At 71.3% G+C, this 18,479-nt stretch carries 13 protein-coding genes; 4 read left to right on the top strand and 9 right to left on the bottom strand.

What is annotated here, in order from left to right; genetic code table 11:
• The first annotated feature begins 8 nt into the window (after positions 1-8).
• The gene (gene glgB / locus ACFYNP_RS27195; protein WP_388411908.1) at positions 9-2,366 is read left to right on the top strand and encodes a 1,4-alpha-glucan branching enzyme; all 2,358 of its coding nucleotides are present in this window, start codon (positions 9-11) and stop codon (positions 2,364-2,366) included.
• Positions 2,367-2,429: 63 nt separating this feature from the next.
• Here the strand turns inward: glgB and ACFYNP_RS27190 are convergent, their stop codons facing one another.
• The 5 genes from ACFYNP_RS27190 to ACFYNP_RS27170 all read right to left on the bottom strand — a co-directional run bounded on the left by ACFYNP_RS27190 (position 2,430) and on the right by ACFYNP_RS27170 (position 10,205).
• The gene (locus tag ACFYNP_RS27190) at positions 2,430-5,438 is read right to left on the bottom strand and encodes an alpha-mannosidase (RefSeq protein WP_388788963.1); all 3,009 of its coding nucleotides are present in this window, start codon (positions 5,436-5,438) and stop codon (positions 2,430-2,432) included.
• A gap of 147 nt (positions 5,439-5,585) precedes the next feature.
• Positions 5,586-6,827: a glycosyl hydrolase gene (locus ACFYNP_RS27185; RefSeq protein ID WP_388788961.1), complete on the bottom strand. Its 1,242-nt coding sequence runs from the start codon at positions 6,825-6,827 to the stop codon at positions 5,586-5,588.
• Between the two features lie 60 nt (positions 6,828-6,887).
• A complete protein-coding gene (locus ACFYNP_RS27180) occupies positions 6,888-7,754 on the bottom strand; it encodes a carbohydrate ABC transporter permease (RefSeq protein WP_388411903.1) in 867 nt (288 codons plus the stop codon).
• A 25-nt stretch (positions 7,755-7,779) separates the two neighbouring features.
• Positions 7,780-8,739 carry a carbohydrate ABC transporter permease gene (locus ACFYNP_RS27175; RefSeq protein ID WP_388788959.1) on the bottom strand — a complete coding sequence of 320 codons (960 nt, stop codon included), beginning with the start codon at positions 8,737-8,739 and terminating at the stop codon, positions 7,780-7,782.
• A 170-nt stretch (positions 8,740-8,909) separates the two neighbouring features.
• Positions 8,910-10,205, bottom strand: coding sequence for an ABC transporter substrate-binding protein (locus ACFYNP_RS27170; protein WP_388788957.1), 1,296 nt, complete (start codon positions 10,203-10,205; stop codon positions 8,910-8,912).
• 201 nt (positions 10,206-10,406) lie between these two features.
• On the opposite strand from ACFYNP_RS27170, the gene ACFYNP_RS27165 reads away from it, so the two are divergent.
• Positions 10,407-11,486, top strand: coding sequence for a LacI family DNA-binding transcriptional regulator (locus ACFYNP_RS27165; RefSeq protein ID WP_388411897.1), 1,080 nt, complete (start codon positions 10,407-10,409; stop codon positions 11,484-11,486).
• A 337-nt stretch (positions 11,487-11,823) separates the two neighbouring features.
• Here ACFYNP_RS27165 and ACFYNP_RS27160 read toward each other — a convergent pair whose 3' ends face one another.
• From ACFYNP_RS27160 to ACFYNP_RS27145, 4 genes are all read right to left on the bottom strand, one after another.
• Positions 11,824-14,058 (bottom strand): HelD family protein, encoded by a 2,235-nt coding sequence (locus ACFYNP_RS27160; protein WP_388788955.1) that lies wholly within the window; start codon positions 14,056-14,058, stop codon positions 11,824-11,826.
• Between the two features lie 144 nt (positions 14,059-14,202).
• Positions 14,203-14,535, bottom strand: a complete 333-nt coding sequence (gene trxA / locus ACFYNP_RS27155; RefSeq protein WP_388788953.1) for a thioredoxin — start codon at positions 14,533-14,535, stop codon at positions 14,203-14,205.
• A 4-nt stretch (positions 14,536-14,539) separates the two neighbouring features.
• Positions 14,540-15,004, bottom strand: a complete 465-nt coding sequence (locus ACFYNP_RS27150; RefSeq protein ID WP_388788949.1) for a MerR family transcriptional regulator — start codon at positions 15,002-15,004, stop codon at positions 14,540-14,542.
• 112 nt (positions 15,005-15,116) lie between these two features.
• Positions 15,117-16,763 carry an MFS transporter gene (locus tag ACFYNP_RS27145; protein WP_388789063.1) on the bottom strand — a complete coding sequence of 549 codons (1,647 nt, stop codon included), beginning with the start codon at positions 16,761-16,763 and terminating at the stop codon, positions 15,117-15,119.
• Between the two features lie 246 nt (positions 16,764-17,009).
• On the opposite strand from ACFYNP_RS27145, the gene ACFYNP_RS27140 reads away from it, so the two are divergent.
• Positions 17,010-17,573: a TetR/AcrR family transcriptional regulator gene (locus ACFYNP_RS27140; RefSeq protein WP_388412374.1), complete on the top strand. Its 564-nt coding sequence runs from the start codon at positions 17,010-17,012 to the stop codon at positions 17,571-17,573.
• A gap of 205 nt (positions 17,574-17,778) precedes the next feature.
• The gene (locus tag ACFYNP_RS27135; RefSeq protein WP_388788946.1) at positions 17,779-18,231 is read left to right on the top strand and encodes a phospholipase; all 453 of its coding nucleotides are present in this window, start codon (positions 17,779-17,781) and stop codon (positions 18,229-18,231) included.
• Positions 18,232-18,479 lie beyond the last annotated feature (248 nt).

The raw sequence follows: 18,479 nt of genomic DNA, 5'->3' as shown, positions 1-18,479 counted from the left end.
GTCCTGGAATGACCCCACTTGAGGAGGCCGACCCCGTGACCCCCCGCTCCGCCCGCAACTCCTCCGAGCCCGCTCCCGGCACCGCCGAACCCGTGGCGGCGAAGCCCGCCAAGGCCCCGGCGAAGCCGGCCAAGGCGCCGGCCAAGGCCGCCAAGAAGCCGCCCGCGCCGCGCCGGGCCGCGAGCCGCGGCGTACGGCCCGCACCGGCCCTCGACGCGGCGGAGCGGGGCCGCCTGCTCGCGGGCGGGCACCACGACCCGCACTCCCTGCTCGGCGCGCATCCGACGCGCGGCGGGGTGGTGTTCCGGGCGCTGCGCCCGTTCGCCGAGGCCGTGACCGTGCTCGGCAAGGGGCTGCGCGCCGAGCTCCACGACGACGGCGACGGGCTGTTCTCCGGGGTGCTGCCGCTGAGCGAGATCCCCGACTACACGCTGCTCGTCAGCTACGCGGACGCCGAGGTCGAGGTCCAGGACCCGTACCGCTTCCTGCCCTCGCTCGGTGACCTGGACCTGTATCTGATCGGCGAGGGCCGCCACGAGGAGCTGTGGACGGCGCTCGGCGCCCGTCCGATGACCCACCAGGGCGTGACCGGCACCCGCTTCACGGTCTGGGCGCCCAATGCCCAAGGGGTGCGCGTCACCGGGGACTTCAGCTACTGGAACGGGACCGCGCACCCCATGCGCTCGCTCGGCTCGACCGGGGTGTGGGAGCTGTTCCTGCCGGGGGTGGGCGACGGGGCCCTGTACAAGTTCGAGATCATGCGCCCGGACGGCAGCCACACCCTGCGCGCCGACCCGATGGCCCAGCGCACGGAGGTGCCGCCCGCCAACGCCTCGATCGTCACCGAGTCGCACCACGTCTGGCGCGACCAGGAGTGGATGGCACGACGGGCCGCACGGCCGGTGCACGAGGCGCCGTTCTCCGTGTACGAGGTCCATCTGGCCTCCTGGCGGCCCCGTCTGACGTACCGCCAGCTGGCCGACCAGCTGCCCGCCTACGTCAAGGACCTGGGATTCACGCACGTGGAGTTCCTGCCGGTGGCGGAGCATCCCTACGGCGGATCGTGGGGCTACCAGGTCACCGGCTTCTATGCCCCGACGTCCCGGATGGGCACGCCCGACGACTTCCGTTTCCTGGTGGACGCGCTGCACGAGGCGGGCATCGGGGTGCTCGTGGACTGGGTGCCGGCACACTTCCCCAAGGACGACTGGGCGCTGGCCGAGTTCGACGGGCGCACGCTGTACGAGCACGAGGACCCGCTGCGCGCCGAGCACCCCGACTGGGGCACCCTGGAGTTCGACTACGGCCGCAAGGAGGTGCGCAACTTTCTTGTCGCGAACGCCACTTACTGGTGTGAGGAGTTCCACGTCGACGGGCTGCGGGTGGACGCGGTGGCCTCCATGCTCTACCTGGACTACTCGCGCGAGCACGGCGAGTGGACCCCCAACGAGCACGGCGGCCGCGAGAACCTGGACGCGGTGGCCTTCCTCCAGGAGATGAACGCGACCGTCTACCGGCGCTGCCCCGGAGTCGTGACCGTCGCCGAGGAGTCGACGGCCTGGGACGGGGTGACCCGGCGGACCGACCACGGCGGCCTGGGCTTCGGCCTGAAGTGGAACATGGGCTGGATGCACGACTCACTCGGCTACGTCCAGCACGAGCCGGTGCACCGCAAGTACCACCACAGCGAGATGACGTTCTCCATGGTGTACGCGTACAGCGAGAACTACGTGCTGCCGATCTCGCACGACGAGGTGGTCCACGGCAAGCGCGCCCTGGTGTCGAAGATGCCCGGCGACTGGTGGCAGCAGCGCGCCACCCACCGCGCCTACCTGGGCTTCATGTGGGCCCACCCCGGCAAGCAACTCCTCTTCATGGGGCAGGAGTTCGCGCAGGGCGCCGAGTGGTCCGAGGGCCACGGCCCGGACTGGTGGCTGCTGGACCCCTCCTACAGCGCCGAGCCGGACCACCGGGGCGTGCGCGACCTGGTCCGCGATCTGAACACGGTGTACGCGGCACAGCCCGCCCTGTGGGAGCGCGACACCGACCCGTCGGGCTTCTCGTGGATCGCGGGCGACGCGGCCGAGGACAACGTCTTCGCGTTCCTGCGCCACGACGCGGCGGGCGCCCCGCTCCTGTCGGTGTCCAACTTCTCGCCGGTGGTGCGCGCCGAGTACCGCCTGGGCGTGCCGGAAGGGGCGGGTGCCTGGCAGGAGGTCCTCAACACGGACGAGTCCCGCTACGGCGGGGGCGGCGTCGGCAACCCGGACCCCCTGAAGCCGGAGGCGATCGAGTCCCACGGGCGGCCGGTCTCCCTCAGCCTGACGCTGCCGCCGCTGGGGACGGTCTGGTTCCGGCCGGTGTGACCGGGGGCCGCCGCGCCCCGGCCGGTGAGGATCGGCCGGGGCGCGGCGGCGTGCCCGGTGCGGCTACGCCCGGGTGAACCGCAGTGTGCGCAGTTCGAAGGGGCGCAGGGTCAGCTCCACCGGGCCGGACGTCGACTCCGGCTCCCCGAGCGGGCGTTCCAGGAGGTCGGTCGTCGTGACCGACGCCGTCGGGAAGCCCGGGGCCAAGGTGGCCCGCGCCCGCCCTCCGCACGCCTCGTGGAAGCGGACCACCACATCCCCGCTGCCGTCGTCCGCCAGCTTCACGGCCGTCACGACCACCGCGTCGTTGTCGACCACCACCAGCGGCTCGACCGGGCCGGCCCCCGGCGCCGTCCGTTCGGGCAGGTTCACGACGTACCCCTCGCGCACCGCGTCGCCGATCGTCGCGCCCGGTACCAGCGCATGGCGGAAGCGGTGCGCGCCCTGGTCGGTCTCCGGGTCCGGGAAGCGGGGAGCGCGGAGCAGCGAGACCCGCAGGGTCGTCGTCGTACCCGAGTCGTCCGGCCGTACCGTACGCGTCACGTCGTGGCCGTACGTCGAGTCGGTGACCAGGGCCACGCCCCAGCCCGGCTCCTCCAGGTGCACGAAGCGGTGGTTGCAGGCCTCGAACTTGGCGGCCTCCCAGCTCGTGTTGGTGTGCGTGGCGCGGTAGAAGTGCCCGAACTGGGTCTCCGACGCGTACCGCTCGGCGTGCACGTCCAGCGGGAAGGCGAGCTTCAGGAACTTCTCCGTCTCGTGCCAGTCGACCTCCGTGAGGATGTCGAGACGGGATGCCCCGGGGGCCAGGGTCAGGGTCTGGGTCGCCTTCGAGGAGCCGAAGGAGCGCACCACCCGCACCGAAGGGCCGTCGCCCGCCGTCACCTCGTCCGCCTCGACCAGGTCGGTCACCGTGTTGCGGTAGAACGCGTCCACGTCCCACGCGTCCCACATGTTCGGGAAGTCGGGGTGCATCTGGAGCAGGTTCGCGGGGTGTCCCGGCGCGATCGTCTCCCGGCCGGCCGTCAGGTCGTACGCCGAGACGACCAGGCCGCGCCCGTCGATCTCCACCCGCAGGAGGCCGTTGCTGAGGACGAAGCCCCCGCCCGGGCGCTCCGCCGGCTCGGCCGGCCCCTCACCCGTCGCCACCTCGGCCCCGCCGGCCGCGACGCCGTGCCGGGCGTGCGGGGCCGCGTTGAAGACCAGGGTCCGGGTGCCGTCGCCCGCGAGCGCGCGCTGGGCCCTGTCGATGAGGCCGGTCAGCTCGGCCGCGACCGCCGCGTACGTCTTCTCCGCCTCGCGGTGCACCCAGGCGATCGAGGACCCCGGCAGGATGTCGTGGAACTGGTGCAGCAGGACCGTCTTCCAGATGCGGTCCAACTCCTCGTAGGGATAGGCGAATTCGGGCACCCGCACCGCCGCCGTCGCGGACCACAGCTCCGCCTCGCGCAGGAGGTGCTCACTCCTGCGGTTGCCCTGCTTCGTCTTCGCCTGGCTGGTCAGGGTGGCCCGGTGCAGCTCCAGGTACAGCTCGCCCACCCACACCGGCGGATTCCTGTACTCCGCCTCCGCCTTCGCGAAGAACTCGGCCGGGGTCTCCCACACGACCTGCGCGCTGCCCTCCAGGTCGCGCAGCCGGGCCGCCTTCGCGATCATCTCCCGGGTGGTGCCGCCGCCTCCGTCGCCCCAGCCGGTCGGCGCGAGCGAGTGCCGGGCGACGCCCTTGTCCTTGAAGTTCTTGGCGGCGTGGGCGATCTCGCTGCCCTTCATGGCGCAGTTGTAGGTGTCGACCGGCGGGAAGTGGGTGAAGATCCGGGTGCCGTCGATGCCCTCCCACTGGAAGGTGTGGTGCGGGAACTTGTTGGTCTGCGACCAGGAGATCTTCTGCGTGAGCAGCCACTTGGAGCCCGCCGCCTTGATGATCTGCGGCAGACCCGCGGCGAAGCCGAACGTGTCGGGCAGCCACGCCTCGTCGTTCTCGACGCCGAACTCGTCGATGAAGAACCGCTTGCCGTGCACGAACTGACGGGCCATCGCCTCCGAGCCCGGCATGTTGGTGTCGGCCTCGACCCACATCCCGCCGGCCGGCACGAATCGGCCGTCGGACACCGCCTTGACCACCTTCGCCCACACCTCGGGCCGGTGCTCCTTGATCCAGGCCCACTGCTGGGCCTGCGACATGGAGAAGACGAACTCGGGTTCGTCCTCCAGGAGGGCCGTCATGTTGGACGTCGTACGCGCCACCTTGCGCACCGTCTCGCGCAGCGGCCACAGCCACGCCGAGTCGATGTGGGCGTGGCCGACCGCGCTGATCCGGTGCGCGGAGGGTTCGGCGGGTGAGGAGAGGACCCCGGTCAGCTCCGAACAGGCCGCCTGCGCGGTGCCGTTGACGTCCTGGAGGTCGAGGGCGTCCAGGGCCCGGTCCACGGCCCGCAGGACGTCCCAGCGCCGGCCCGAGTCGACGGGCAGCTCCGCCATCAGCTCGCCGAGCACCTCCAGATCGATGACCAGGCGCCACACCGTCTCGTCGAACACCGCGAGGTCCATGCGGGTCAGCCGGTACAGCGGGTCGCGGTGCGAGGTCTCGATGTCGCCGAGCCGCGTCGGCACGAAGGGGTGGTAGTCGAGCAGCACCGGGTTGGACGCGGCCTCGATGTGCAGGAGGACCTTCTCGCCGCCGTCGACCGGGGCCCCGATGCGCACCCACTGGTTGCGGGGGTTGAGCCCCTTCACCGGGGTGCCGTCGGGCCGGTAGACCAGGCCCTCGCACTGGAAGCCCGGCATGTTCTCGTCGAAGCCGAGGTCGAGCAGGGCCTCCACCGACTTCCCGGCCCACTCCTCGGGCACGGTCCCGCTCACCCGGAACCAGCTGGTGCCCCAGGGCGGGCCCCACAGGTCACCGACCGCGACCGGCGTCACCGGCGCGGCCAGGCCTTCCTCCACCGGTACCGGCTCACCCGGTGCGTTCCAGACGGCGACCTCCAGCGGCACCGACTCCGGGTACACGGCGGGGCGGACGCGCTCGTCCAGAACGCGCTTGAGGCGGGCTTCGACCAGGCCGCGGTCGTCATGCATGAGGGTGCTCCGTTCGGATGGGGTGGATCTGCCGGTTGGGCACGGCGGGGGCCGGATGGGGCGCGGTGTGAGGATCCCCCGCCGTCCGCACGCCGAACCGGCCCGGCGGCCGGCCGCGGCCGGTACCGGTTCGGCGCAGGGGAGGTGTCACCGGACCTGGTCGGGCGTGACGACGTCGGTGATGCCGCGTGCGGCGAGGTGGGCCCGGTCGTCGGCGCGGGTGGCGAGGACGGTGGTGGGCCGGGCGCCGTCGGCGGTGAGCCGGAAGAACGCCTCGAAGACGGCACCCCCGGGTGCGCACGCGGACCTCGCGGCCGGGTCCGCGGGCACGACGAGCGCGGTCGTGCGGGGCGCCGGGCTGTAGGTGCGGGCCCCCTCGCGGAACGCGGCGGCGGTCCGGGCGAGCACCCGGGCGGTGTCCTTGGGCCGGCCGTCGTTGGTCAACAGGCCCAGTCCGTATTCGAGTTCGGGGAAGTCGGCGAGCTCGCGCGAGACGTCGTGGGAGCACCACCAGGTGATGCCCCACAGCTCGGGGCAGTCCAGGGCGTTCTCGACGGTCGCCTCGGTGAACGCGGCCGCGTGCGCGGGCGGCACCAGCGGGGCCGGGGCGCCGACCTCCTGGAGCCAGACCGGCCGGCGCGGGTCGTCGGCCCATGCCTTGGACAGCTCGACGAGGTAGGCGGCGTGGTGCTCGCTCGGCACCGACGCACGGCCGTGGCGTTGCGCGGTGCCGTTGAAGACCCAGGAGTGCACGGCGGTCACGGCGCCGCGCCGGGCCGCCTGGGCCGGGGTGAACGGCATGTCGTCCTGGTACCAGCACGCGTCGTACTCGGCGTGCAGGTGCAGCTTGCCCGGCGCCCCCTCCGCGCAGGCCGCCAGCATCCGCTCCAGCCAGCGGTCGACCTCGGCCTCGGTGGCCCGGTCGGGGTCGGGGTGGGGCCCGGCGGAGAACTGGTTGACCTCGTTGCCGAGGGTCATGCCGATGAAGTTGGGCCGGTCGGCGAGGGCCGCCGCCAGGGTGCGCAGATAGGCGGCCTGGCCGTCGACGACCTCGGGGTCGGTGAACAGGTTGCGGCGGTGCCAGGTCCGGGTCCAGGCGGGCAGGAAGTCGAAGCTCGACAGATGCCCCTGGAGGCCGTCGACGTTGACGTCCAGGCCGCGCTCGGCGGCGGCGTCCGCGAGGTCGACGAGCTGCTCGACGGCTCGGGGGCGGATCAGGGCGCGGTTGGGCTGGAAGTACGGCCAGAGCGGGAAGACGCGTACGTGGTCGAGGCCGAGGTCCGCGATCGCGTCGAGGTCGGTCCGGACGGCATCCGGGTCGTAGTCGAGCCAGTGGTGGAACCAGCCTTGGCTGGGCGTGTAGTTGACGCCGAAGCGCGGGGCTGCCATGGGATGGACTCCAAGGTAGTTCTGCGGAAAGGAAGTTGAGGGTCCCGCTCGTGCGTCGCGTCAGCCCTTGACGGCGCCCTCGCCGACCCCGCGGAAGAAGAACCGCTGGAGGCAGGCGAACATCACGATCAGCGGGGCGACGGCGATGATGGTGCCCGCCGCGACGACGCGCTGGTTGTTGGAGAACGTCCCGTGCAGGAAGTTCAGGCCGACGGTCAGCGTGAAGTGGTCCGAGTCCGAGAGGACGATCAGGGGCCACAGGAAGTCGTCCCAGGCGCCCATGAAGGAGAAGATCGCGACGACCGCGAGGGTGCCCTTCACGGCGGGCAGCGCGATCCGGGTGAAGCGCTGCCAGACGTTGGCGCCGTCGACGATGGCGGCCTCTTCGATCTCGTACGGGATGTTGTCGAAGGCGTTGCGCATCAGGAGCACGTTCATCGCGCCGATGCAGCCCGGCAGCACCACGGCGACCAGGGTGTTGTTGAGTTCCAGGGAACGCATGGTGGCGAACTGGGCCAGCATGGTCGCCTCCATCGGCACCAGGAGCGCGAGCACGAAGACGATGCCGGCGATGCCCCGGCCCTTGAAGCGGAGCCGGGAGAGTGCGTAGCCGGCCATCGCCGCGCCGATCACGTTGGTCAGGACGTTGCTGACGGCCACCTTCACGGAGTTCAGGATGAAGTCCCAGACGGGGATGATGTCCGCGACGCCCCGGTAGTTGGCGAAGGTGGGGTGCTCGGGCAGCAGCCGGGGCGGCGAGGTGTAGATGTCCTCGGTGGTGCCCTTGAGCGAGGTGGACAGCTGCCACAGGAACGGCCCGATCATGATGAGCAGCACGGCGACGAGGGCCGCGTAGCGCAGGGCCTTGCGCCAGCGGGGGGCGCGGGTGCGCCGGGGCGCGGCCGGGTGGTGGGTGACGGCGGCCATCAGTGGGTGTCCTTCCGGTCGGCCATCAGTCCTTGTCCTTCCGGTCGGCGCGCAGCACGAGGAGCATCAGGACGAGGGTCAGCAGGAACAGCACGATCGACATGGCCGAGGCGTAGCCGGTGCGGCCCTGGAGACCGGTGCCGGTCCGCTGGATGAGCATGACGAGGGTGGTGTCGTCGCCGCCGGGTCCCCCGGTCGGGCCGGCGATCATGAAGACCTCGGTGAAGACCTTGAAGGCGGAGACCGAGGAGAGCGCGCCGACCAGGACCATCGTGGAGCGCACGGACGGCATGGTGATGGAGACGAAGCGCCGGATCGGGCCGGCGCCGTCCACCTCGGCGGCCTCGTGCAGTTCCCTGGGTACGTTCGCGAGCGCGGCCAGGTAAATGATCATGTAGTAGCCGAGGCCCTTCCACACCGTCAGGGCCATCGAACTGAGCAGCAGCAGCCACTGGTTGGACAGGAACGGCACCGGGTCGACGCCCACCATGTGCAGGACGCCGTTGAGGAAGCCGCGGTCGTCCAGCATCCACACCCACATCAGGGCCACGACGACCACGGACGCCACGACGGGCGTGTAGTAGGCGGACCGGAAGAAGGCGATGCCGGGGATGTGGCGCTGCACCAGGAGGGCGAGCAGCAGCGGCAGGAAGACCAGACACGGCACGACCAGGACCACGTACAGGGCGCTGTTGCGCAGGGCGACCCAGAACTGGTCGTCGTGCACGAGGGCCGTGAAGTTGTCGAAGCCGACGAAGTCGCCGGTGGTCAGGGTGCGGGCGTCGGTGAACGACTTCCACACCGTGGCGAGGAACGGGTACAGGTTGAAGGCGAGGGTGATCAGGAGTCCGGGGGCCAGGAACAGCCAGGGGCTGAAGGCCTTGTGCGTACGGCCGGCGGTGCGGCCCGCGCGCCGGCCGGGGGCGGCGGCGCGCGGGTGGCCCGCGGCCCCCTTCGCGGCGACGGTCGTGGTCGGGGTACTCATGGGCGCGACCGCCGGGCGGTCGGCGTGGGGGTACCCGTGACCGGGACCGCCGGGGGGCCGGGAGTGGAGGTGCTCATGACCGGGGCCGCCGGGCAGCCGGGGGTGGAGGTGCTCATGACCGGGACCGCCGGGCAGCCGGGGGTGGAGGTGCTCATCGCTCGGTCACCGGGTCACTTCTGCTGGATCAGCTTGGTCATCTGGTTCGCCGCGCTGTCCAGGGCCTGCTTCGGGGACTCCTTGCCCTGGAGGCACTTGGCTATCTCGTTGCGCAGGATCGTCTTCATCTCGTCGCTGAACAGCACCGGCGTGTAGTTGACCGCGGTCGGCAGCATCTTGGCCGAGGCGACCCGGATCTTGCCCTCCTCGGTGCCGTCGGCCTTGGTCCAGTACTCCTTGTCGAGCGAGCCCTTGGTGCTGGGGAAGACGGCGACCTTGTGGCCGAAGTCCTCCTGGTTCTTCTGGTCGGTGACGAAGTGCGCGAAGGCGAGGGCGGTCGCGGCGTTCTTGCTCTGCGAGTTGACCGAGAGACCCTGCAAGTACATGTTCTGCTTGCCGGTGTTGGTCGGTACGTCGGTGATGCCGAGGCTGTTGTAGAGCGACGGGGCGTTCTTCTTGAAGGTGTCCAGGTCGTGGGCGCTGCCCGGGTTCATGGCCACCTCCTGCTGGAGGAACTTCTGCCCGGCCGTCTCGGCGGTGAGCGTCAGCGCCTGCTTGTGCAGCCCGCCCTCCTTGAACATCGCCTGATACTTCGTCAGGAAGTCGACGCCCTTGGCGTCGTTGAAGGTGAACTTCGTCCCGTCCTCGCTCATGATCTGGACCCCGTAGCGCCCGAAGTCCTCGACGGTCGGCGGCTGCGCGAGGGTGGCCTTGCCCTTCCCCGCCAACTGGGCCGCGTCCGCGAAGAGTTCGTCGAAGGTCCTGGGCGCCTTGTCGGGGTCGAGGCCGGCGTCCTTGAACATGGACTTGTTGTAGAAGAGCGGTCCGGTGTTCAGGTACCAGGGGAAGGCGTACGAGCCGTCGAGTCCCGGCATGTCGAAGCCCTGCCAGGCGCCGTCCAGGTACTCGGGCTTGAACTTGGCGGCGACCTTGTCCTTGTCCAGGTTGAGCAGTGTCCCGGCCTTGGCGAGCGGATAGGCGAGGTCCGGGGAGAGGTTCACGACATCGGGGAGGGTGCCGGCGGTGGCATCCGCGCTCAGCTTGTCGGCGTAGTTGTCGGCGGGCTGGTCGACCCACTTCACCGTGGTGCCGGGGTTGGCCTTCTCGAAGTCCTTGATGACGCCTTCGAAGTAATCCTTGAAGTTGGCGCGGAGGTTCCAGGTCTGGAACTTGATCTCGCCCTCGATCTTCCCGTCGGTGGCCGACCCCTTGCCGCTCCCGCCGCCACCGCACGCGGTGAGCAGGGTGAGCGAGAGGGCGGTGCCGAGACCTACGGCCGTCCGGATCGCGACACTGCGATGAATGGACATGAGTGGCTGACTCCTTCGCCTCGTCCCGATGACGTTGCCGCACACCATGCAGCGCGCATTAATTGGCCGTCAATAGCGAATAAGTGGACCGATTGACTAAACGTGCAGGTCAGTGCAACTAAAAAGGACTAAAGTCCTGAATCTCGAAACGCTACTAAGGCGGTTTAGTGCGATTCAACTAAACCGCGTTACCATCAGCGGATGAGCGAGATCGAAAGCGATGCGCCGCCGCCCCGCCGTCCGACGATGAAGGACGTGGCCAGAGAGGCCGGGGTGTCCACCAGCGCGGTGTCCTTCGCGCTCAACAACCGCCCCGGGGTGTCGGATTCGACCCGGCGCCGGGTCATCCGGGTCGCGGACCGGCTCGGCTGGCGCCCCAGCTCGGCGGCGCGTGCGCTCTCCGGCGAGAGCGCGGGGGCCGTCGGCATGGTCCTGGCCCGCCCGGCGGACAGCCTGGGCGGAGAGTCGTTCTTCCTCCAGCTCGTCTCGGGCATCCAGGCGAGCCTCGCGCCGCGGGACCAGGCGCTGGTGTTCCAGATGGTCGACGACGTCCAGGCGGAGTGCGAGCTGTACCGGCGGTGGTGGGCGGAGGGACGGGTGGACGGGGTCATCGTGGTCGACCCCCGGGTCTCGGACCCGCGCCCCGAGACCCTCGCGGTACTCGGCCTGCCGGCCGTGATCATCGGCGGGATGGAGGCGCCGGGCAGTCCCGACGCTCCCCAACTCCCGCGCCAGGCACGGCTTTCCAACATCTGGGCCGACGACTCCGGAGCGATGGATCTGATCGTCCGCCATCTGTACGGGCTCGGCCACCGGCGCATCGGCCACATCGCGGGGACGCCGGGCTTCGCGCACACGGCTCGCCGGATCGCGTCGCTGCGGGCGGCCGCGCGGCGGCTCGGCCTGGAGCACGCGGTGTCCGTGACCACGGACTTCACGGACCGTCAGGGAGCGAAGGCGGCACGGCGGTTGTTCTCGGCGCCGGCGCCGCCCACGGCCCTCATCTGCGACAACGAGGTGATGGCGGTGGCGGCGGTCAGTGTCGCGGCGGAGCGGGGGCTTCTGATCCCGCGGGACGTGTCGGTGGTGTCCTGGGAGGACTCCGTCATCTGCCATACGCTGCATCCCCAGCTCACGGCGCTGGTGCGCAAGGCCGACGAGTTCGGGGGCCGGGCGGCGGCCCAGCTTCTCGCCCTCCTGGACGGCGGCGCGCCGCGCCAACTCCAGGATCCGCTGCCGCGGTTGGAGTCGCGCGAAAGTACGGGGGCGCCTCCGGCTTAGGGTTCGGGGCCGGGGGGTTTGCCCACCCGCCCGCCCGTGACCCGGGGTTGGTTGGTTCCGGCCCCTGGGGCTCCGCCCCAGACCCCGTTCGCGCCTTAAGGGCGCTCGTCCTCAATCGCCGGACGGGCTGAAAGGCCTGATGCGGGCCAGCACCGAGGCTTTAGGGGCGCGGGGAACTGCGCGACCAGCCACGCACGGTCCGCAGACGGACCGCGGGGCGGGGCGGGGCGCAGCCCCGGAGAGCTCTCCTCCCTTCCCGCCCCCGGAGGGTTGAGGGAAGGGGCGGGATGGGGAGAGCCACCGGGGCCGGGGGCGGAGCCCCGGTGCCGCGCCGGCCCTAGGGGGCCGGCAAGCTGTCCAGGGCCGGGGGCAGCGCCCCCGAGGCCAGCACCCCCAGCCTCTGCGTGGCCCGCGTCAGCGCGACGTACAGGTCGCTGACCCCGTACTCCCCCGGCTCCACCACCAGCACCGCATCGAACTCCAGCCCCTTCGCCTGACGCGGGTCGAGGAGCACGACCTCGCTCGTCAGATCGGGGACGGGACCGCACGACGCGTCGGGCAGGGCCGCCAGGAGCGCGGCGTGCAGGGGGGCCGGAGCGATGACCGCGAGGCGGCCCGCGCCGCGGTCGGCCGTGACCGCGTCCGCCACCGCCGACGCGAGCGCCTCGGGGGCGACCCGCCGGGCCCACGGGCGTACCCCGGTGGAGCGGACCGAACTCGGCGGCACGAAGGTGGGATCCGCGTCCCGTAGGACCCCGGCCGCCACCTCCATGATCTCGGCCGGCGTGCGGTAGTTGACGCCGAGCCGGACGTGCTCCCAGTGCCCGGGCGCGATGTACGGAGAGAGGATCCCCTCCCAGGAGCCCACCCCCGCCGCGTCCGCGGTCTGCGCGGGGTCGCCGACGAGCGTCATCGAGCGGGTCGGGCAGCGCCGCATCAGCAGCCGCCACGCCATCGCCGAGAGCTCCTGCGCCTCGTCGACGATGATGTGCCCGAACGCCCAGGTCCGGTCGGCGGCGGCGCGCTCGGCCGCGCTGCGGTGGTCGGCCTCCTCGTGCCGCTCCGCCATCCGCTCGGCGTCGATGATGTTGTGCGCCGCGAGCACCTCCGACTCCTCGTCCTCGAACTCGTAGGACTCCGAGCCCGCGGAGAGGTCGAGCACACCCTGCGCGTAGGCGATGCGGTCCTGGCGCTCGGCCTCCGCGGCGGCCCGCGCCGCGCTGTCGTCCTCGCCGAGGAGCTCGGCCGCCTCGTCGAGCAGGGGCACATCACCGGGCGTCCAGTCACCGCCGGTCCGCCGGATCAACTTGGCTTCGGCGTCCGGGAGATGGGAGGGCTCGGCCAGGAAGTCCGCGACGAACTCCCGCGGCGTCAGCATCGGCCACAGCTCTTCGATCGCCGCGTGCACCTCACGGCTCGTCGCGATCTCCTTGCCCATCTGGGCGGCGTCGTCCGGGCCGAGCAGGTTCGGGCCGCCGAAGGGGTCGGCGCCGATGCGCTCCACCAGCTGTGCGGTGAGCGCGTCGATGATGTGGAAGGCGAAGTGCGGACGGGCCAGGTTGTGCGGGAGGCTGCTCTCGCGTGCCCGCCACCGCGCGTCCTCGGCCATCGCCCGGTCCAACTGGAGCGTCCCGTATCCGTCGTGCGGGATCTCGATGGCCCACTCGGGCACGGTCTGGCGGTCGCGCACGGCCGCCGCGAGCACCTCGGCCATGGCGGCCCGGCCCTTGACCTCGGCGGCCTCCGGGGTGTCGGAACCCGTGGCGTGCACACCGGGGAACAGCTCGGACATCGTCGACAGGAGCACGCCCGTCTCGCCGAGCGAGGGCAGCACATCACCGATGTAGCCGAGGAACGCCGGGTTGGGGCCGACCACGAGCACGGCCCTGCGGGCCAGCAACTCCCGGTATTCGTAGAGGAGATACGCCGCGCGGTGCAGCGCGACGACCGTCTTTCCGGTCCCGGGCCCGCCCTCCACGACGAGCACACCGCGGTGCGGGGCGCGGATGATGCGGTCCTGCTCGGCCTGGATGGTCTGCACGATGTCGTGCATCCGGCCGGTGCGGGCGGCATCCAGCGCGGCGAGCAGCACCTCGTCGGCGTTGGCGCCCTCGTGCCCGGTGCGCTCCGGGTCCGTCAGGTCGAGCAGCTCGTCGTGCAGCGCGGTGACGGTGCGGCCCTGGGTGGTGATGTGGCGCCTGCGCCGCAATCCCATCGGCGAATATCCGGTGGCGAGATAGAACGGGCGTGCCTTTTCGGCCCGCCAGTCGATCACGAGGGGAGTGCGTTCCCGGTCATTCCTGCGGATTCCGATGCGCCCCACATGGTGAGTGGCGCCGTCCTGGAAATCGAGCCGCCCGAAGCACAGCCCGTTCTCACCCGCGTCGAGCGCGCCGAGCAGCCCGGACTGTTCGGCGACCATCACATCCCGTTCGAGCCGGGCCTGTAGACCCGTGCCGACCTGGGACAACGCCGACCGCACCGCGACCTCGGCCTGCTCCCGCAGCTGGTCGAGCCGGAGGTAGAGGTCGGTAATGAATTGCTGTTCCTTCCGAAATTCCTCGGTTGACAATTCCACTCCTGACGCGATACAGTGCTTCCACAAGGCTTCTTCGTGACTTCTTATCGGAAGGCGCGAAACACTTAATATACGCAGGAGAACGCCCCGGATGTCAATTCATCCGGGGCATTTTTGCGGGACCGCTCGGGTCGCCTGTCAGATCACATCGGCCAGTTCCTGTCGCAGCCGCCGCTTGGGGCGCGAGCCCACCATCGACTTCACCGGCTCGCCGTCGACGAAGACCATGAGGGTGGGCATGGACAGGACGCCGTACTTCGCGGTCGTCTCCGGGTTCCGGTCCACGTCCAACTGGACGATCTTCAGCCGGCCCGCCTCCTCGGCCGCCATCGCACTGAGTACGGGGGCGAGCTGCCGGCACGGCCCGCACCAATCGGCGGTGAACTCCACCAGGACCGGAAGGCCCGACCCCGTCACCTCCTCGGCGAACGTCTCGTCCGTGACCTCGTCCACGTCTGCTGCCTTGATCAACACGTCATCCCCTCAGATCCGCTGTCGTCCGGTCCCCGCGCGCATCCGCCGCACCGGTCATGCCACCAGGGCTCAACTCGCAGCGCGGCTCCGGCCCGCCCGGCGCCTCCGCCGTGGCCAGCACCTCGGCCCGCGCCAGCTCGGCCCGCACCCGGGTGCGTACGGCACCGAGCTCGTCGATCAACGCGTCGAGCTCGGCCAGCTTGCGGCGGTACACCGCGAGCGAGGCCGGGCAGCTGTCACCGGCCGGGTGGCCGGCCCGCAGGCACTCCACGAACGGCCGGGTCTCCTCCAGATCGAACCCGAAGTCCTGAAGGGTCCTGATCTGCTGGAGCAGCCGCAGGTCGTCCTCGTCGTACGTGCGGTAGCCGTTGCCGGTGCGCCGCGCGGCGAGCAGGCCGCGCGACTCGTAGTACCTGAGCGCGCGAGTGGTGGTGCCCGCCCGCGCCGCGAGTTCGCCGATGCGCATGACAAGGACGGTAGGCCTTCACGTCGACGTCAAGGCAAGCCCTCCGTCGTCGGAGCGGCGCGGTCGGAGCGCACGCCGACCGCGGGGCCGCTCAGACCGCCAGGGCTCGCGCTCAGACCGACAGGGGCTCGCGCTCGGAGCCGTCCGCGGCCTGGCCTTCCGGGGCTTCGGCGCTCTTGTCGCGGCGCGGCAGGAGGACGGCGACCAGGACGGTTCCCACACCCAGGATGACCGCCCCGATGAGGCTGGTGCGGGCGACCGCGTCGGAGAACGCGGAGCCGACCGCGTGGCTCATCTGCTGGGCGCCCGCCGCGAGTTGCTCGGCCTGCGCCTTGAGCTGGGCCGCCTGCTGCGGGGAGCCCGCGTGCAGCGCCTGGGCGCCGAGCTGCTTGGCCTGGTCGCCGATGCCCTGGGCGACGGCGTAACCGGCGCCGACGGAGTCCTGGGCGGTGGCGAGGGCGGACGCGGGCAGCTTCGTGCCGGCGGTCGCGTCCGCGAGGTGCGAGGAGTACGACTTGGCGAGCACCGAGCCGAGGATGGCGATGCCGAGCGAGCCGCCGAGTTCGAGCGAGGTGTCGTTGACCGCGCCGCCGACGCCGAGTTCGGCCTCCGGGAACGCGCCCATGATCGCGTCGGTGCAGGGCGAGAGGGCGAGCCCGATCGCGACGCCCAGGATGATCAGCGGCGCGAGGAAGTCGCCGTACCCGGAGCCGGAGTCGACGCGGGTGAGCAGGGCGAGCGCGACGGTCCCGGCGACCATCCCGGCCGTGACGGTGACCTTCATGCCGAGCCGCGGGGTCAGGAACCCGGTGAGCGCGGAGCCCACGAAGACCGCGCCGGCCAGCGGCAGCATGCGGATGCCGGTCTCCAGCGGGGTGTAGCCGAGCACGAACTGGAGGTGCTGGGTGAGGTAGTAGAACGCGCCGAACACCGCGAGGAAGAACAGCGCGACGGCGAGCAGCGAGCCGGAGAACATGCGGTGCGCGAAGCGGCGTACGTCCAGGACGGGGCGCGGGTGGCGCAGCTCCCACAGGACGAAGACGAGGAAGCCCAGCCCGGCGACGACGGCGGCGCCGATCGCCTTGATGTCCCAGCCGAAGTGCGGTCCCTGGATGATCATGTAGACGAGCGCGCCGACGGAGACGACCGAGAGCAGGCCGCCGACGTAGTCGATGCGGTCGTGGTGGGCGGCCTTCGACGGCGGTACGAGGACGAACGCGCCGACGACCGCGAGCAGTGCGATCGGCACGTTGATCAGGAACGTCGAGGCCCAGCCGTGGTTCTCCAGGAGCGCGCCCGCCACCAACGGCCCGGCGGCGATGGCGATTCCGGCGGTCGCGGTCCACAGCAGGATGGCCTTGGCGCGCTCGGCGCGCGGGAAGGTGGAGGCGAGCAGCGACAGGGTCGCGGGCATGATCAGCGCGGCACCGACGCCCATGACGGCGCGGGACGCGATGACACCGGTCGAGCTGTCGACGAGCGAGCCCGCCACGGACGCGCCCGCGAAGACGAGCAGGCCGAGCACGAGCGCACCGCGCCGGCTGTACTTGTCTCCGATCGCGCCGAGCAGCAGCATCAGGGCGGCGTACGGGACGGTGTAGCCGTCGATGACCCATTGCAGGTCGGAGCTGCTGAGCCCCAGGTCCTTGGTCATGTCGGGGGCGGCGACCGTGAGGGCGGTGTTGGCCATCACGATGATCAGCAGGCTGAGGCAGAGCACGAGCAGCGCCCACCAGCGTCGCCGGTAGGGCGCTCCCATCTTCTCGACGGGCTGGTTGATGACGAGACCCACGGTGTCTCACCCTTCCTCGGTCTTGCTTCCCCGGGACCTGTCGTCCCCGGGGCCCCCTTGGGGAAGATCCACATCGACTACTTGCACATCACTGTGCAATTACACAGCGATGTGCAATTTACGCCCCTGCACGGCGCTGTGCAAAATGGGGGCGTGACAGCAACCCCTGCCGCCCCCTCGGGGGGCCGCGCCGACGCGAACCGCCGCCGCATCATGGAGGTGGCGTTCGCCGAGCTGCTCCGCGACCCGGACGCGTCGATGGACCAGATCGCCCGCGCGGCGGGGGTCGTGCGGCGTACGGTGTACGGGCACTTCCCGAGCCGGGACGCACTGATCGCGGCGCTGGTGGACGAGGCGGCGGAGACCGTCGCGGACGCGCACCGCGAGGGGCGGGAGGGCATCACCGACCCGGCCGAGGCGCTCGCCCGGGCCACCCTCGCGGTCTGGGAAATCGCCGACCGGTATCGGCTCCTGGTCGCCCTGGCCCAGCGCAGCGTCACCATGGCCGGCATCAAGCTGCGCCTCGCCCCGGTCCGCAAGGAGTGCGTGGATCTGCTCCGACTCGGCCTGCGCGCAGGGGTGTTCACCTCTCCCCTGCCACCCGCGGCGCTCGCCTACGTGCACGAGCAGTCCCTGTTCGGCCTGATGGAGGCGGTCAACGAGGGCGCCCTGCCCGCGGCGGAGGCGGGCCGCTCGGCCGCGACGACCCTCCTCCTCTCGGCGGGCGTCCCGGCGGACCGCACGGCCGAGATCGTGGCGGCCGCGCTGAGCCGGTAGCCGGCCCTCGGCGCTCGCACCGGTAGCCGGCCATCGGCGCTCGGCGCTCGAACCGACAGCCGGACGGCCGACACCCGGCCGATGGCCGGCAGACGACGGCCCCGGAAATCTTTCGGGGCTTCTTCAGCAAGCCCGTAGCCCTTGCCGGGCCCGTGGGGCGAGAGTGACGGTACGTCACCTACCGCTCCCCCCACGGAGGTTCAGGATGCGCCGTCTTACCACCCTGAGCATGACCGCGACCGCGGCACTCGCCCTCGCCGCGCTCGCCACCGCCCCGGTCCAGGCCGCCCCGGCCGACAGGGCGCAGGTGCTCGCCTCCTTCACGCAGACCAGCGCGGCCAGCTCCGCCGCCTGGCAGGCCGCCCACAACGACCAGTCCCGCTGGGCCGCGTACGGCTTCGACTGGTCGACGGACTACTGCTCCAAGTCCCCCGACAACCCCTTCGGCTTCCCCTTCAAACTGTCCTGCGCCCGCCACGACTTCGGCTACCGCAACTACAAGGCGGCGGGCCAGTTCCCCGCGAACAAGGCCCGCGTGGACAGCGCCCTGTACGAGGACCTCAAGCGCGTCTGCACCGCGTACGGCACCGCGAAGAAGGCCTCGTGCGACGCGACGGCCTGGACGTACTACCAGGCGGTGAAGGCCCTGGGCAACTGAGCCCCGGCCCTGCTCTCCGGCTCCGGTTCACCCCGCGGCGAGCCGGGGCCGGCCCGCCCTTCCGGCCCGGGCAAGCCGGTCACCCCTACTCGCGGGGCCGCACAGCCAGCCGCCCACCGCGACTCTCCGCGATGCGCAGAGCGTCACGGAGGCACTCCGAGAGACGGGCGGCGGCGAATCGCAGTTCGACGACGGTCACCAAGGGGGCCGTAATCAACGGGGCAGCGCAGTTGAGTACTTCGCGCGCC

It is taken from the genome of Streptomyces sp. NPDC006691 (genome assembly GCF_042869955.1).
In the GTDB taxonomy this organism is placed as follows: domain Bacteria; phylum Actinomycetota; class Actinomycetes; order Streptomycetales; family Streptomycetaceae; genus Streptomyces.
This window is presented reverse-complemented; position numbering and strand designations above follow the sequence as displayed.

Coding starts and splice junctions, on each gene's coding strand:
- ACFYNP_RS27150 (WP_388788949.1), bottom strand. CDS start 15,004: ATGCGCATCGGCGAACTCGCGGCGCGGGCGGGCACCACCACTCGCGCG.
- ACFYNP_RS27185 (WP_388788961.1), bottom strand. CDS start 6,827: ATGGCAGCCCCGCGCTTCGGCGTCAACTACACGCCCAGCCAAGGCTGG.
- ACFYNP_RS27165 (WP_388411897.1), top strand. CDS start 10,407: ATGAGCGAGATCGAAAGCGATGCGCCGCCGCCCCGCCGTCCGACGATG.
- glgB (WP_388411908.1), top strand. CDS start 9: ATGACCCCACTTGAGGAGGCCGACCCCGTGACCCCCCGCTCCGCCCGC.
- ACFYNP_RS27170 (WP_388788957.1), bottom strand. CDS start 10,205: ATGTCCATTCATCGCAGTGTCGCGATCCGGACGGCCGTAGGTCTCGGC.
- ACFYNP_RS27180 (WP_388411903.1), bottom strand. CDS start 7,754: ATGGCCGCCGTCACCCACCACCCGGCCGCGCCCCGGCGCACCCGCGCC.
- ACFYNP_RS27140 (WP_388412374.1), top strand. CDS start 17,010: ATGGAGGTGGCGTTCGCCGAGCTGCTCCGCGACCCGGACGCGTCGATG.
- ACFYNP_RS27175 (WP_388788959.1), bottom strand. CDS start 8,739: ATGAGTACCCCGACCACGACCGTCGCCGCGAAGGGGGCCGCGGGCCAC.
- ACFYNP_RS27135 (WP_388788946.1), top strand. CDS start 17,779: ATGCGCCGTCTTACCACCCTGAGCATGACCGCGACCGCGGCACTCGCC.
- ACFYNP_RS27145 (WP_388789063.1), bottom strand. CDS start 16,763: ATGGGAGCGCCCTACCGGCGACGCTGGTGGGCGCTGCTCGTGCTCTGC.
- ACFYNP_RS27190 (WP_388788963.1), bottom strand. CDS start 5,438: ATGCATGACGACCGCGGCCTGGTCGAAGCCCGCCTCAAGCGCGTTCTG.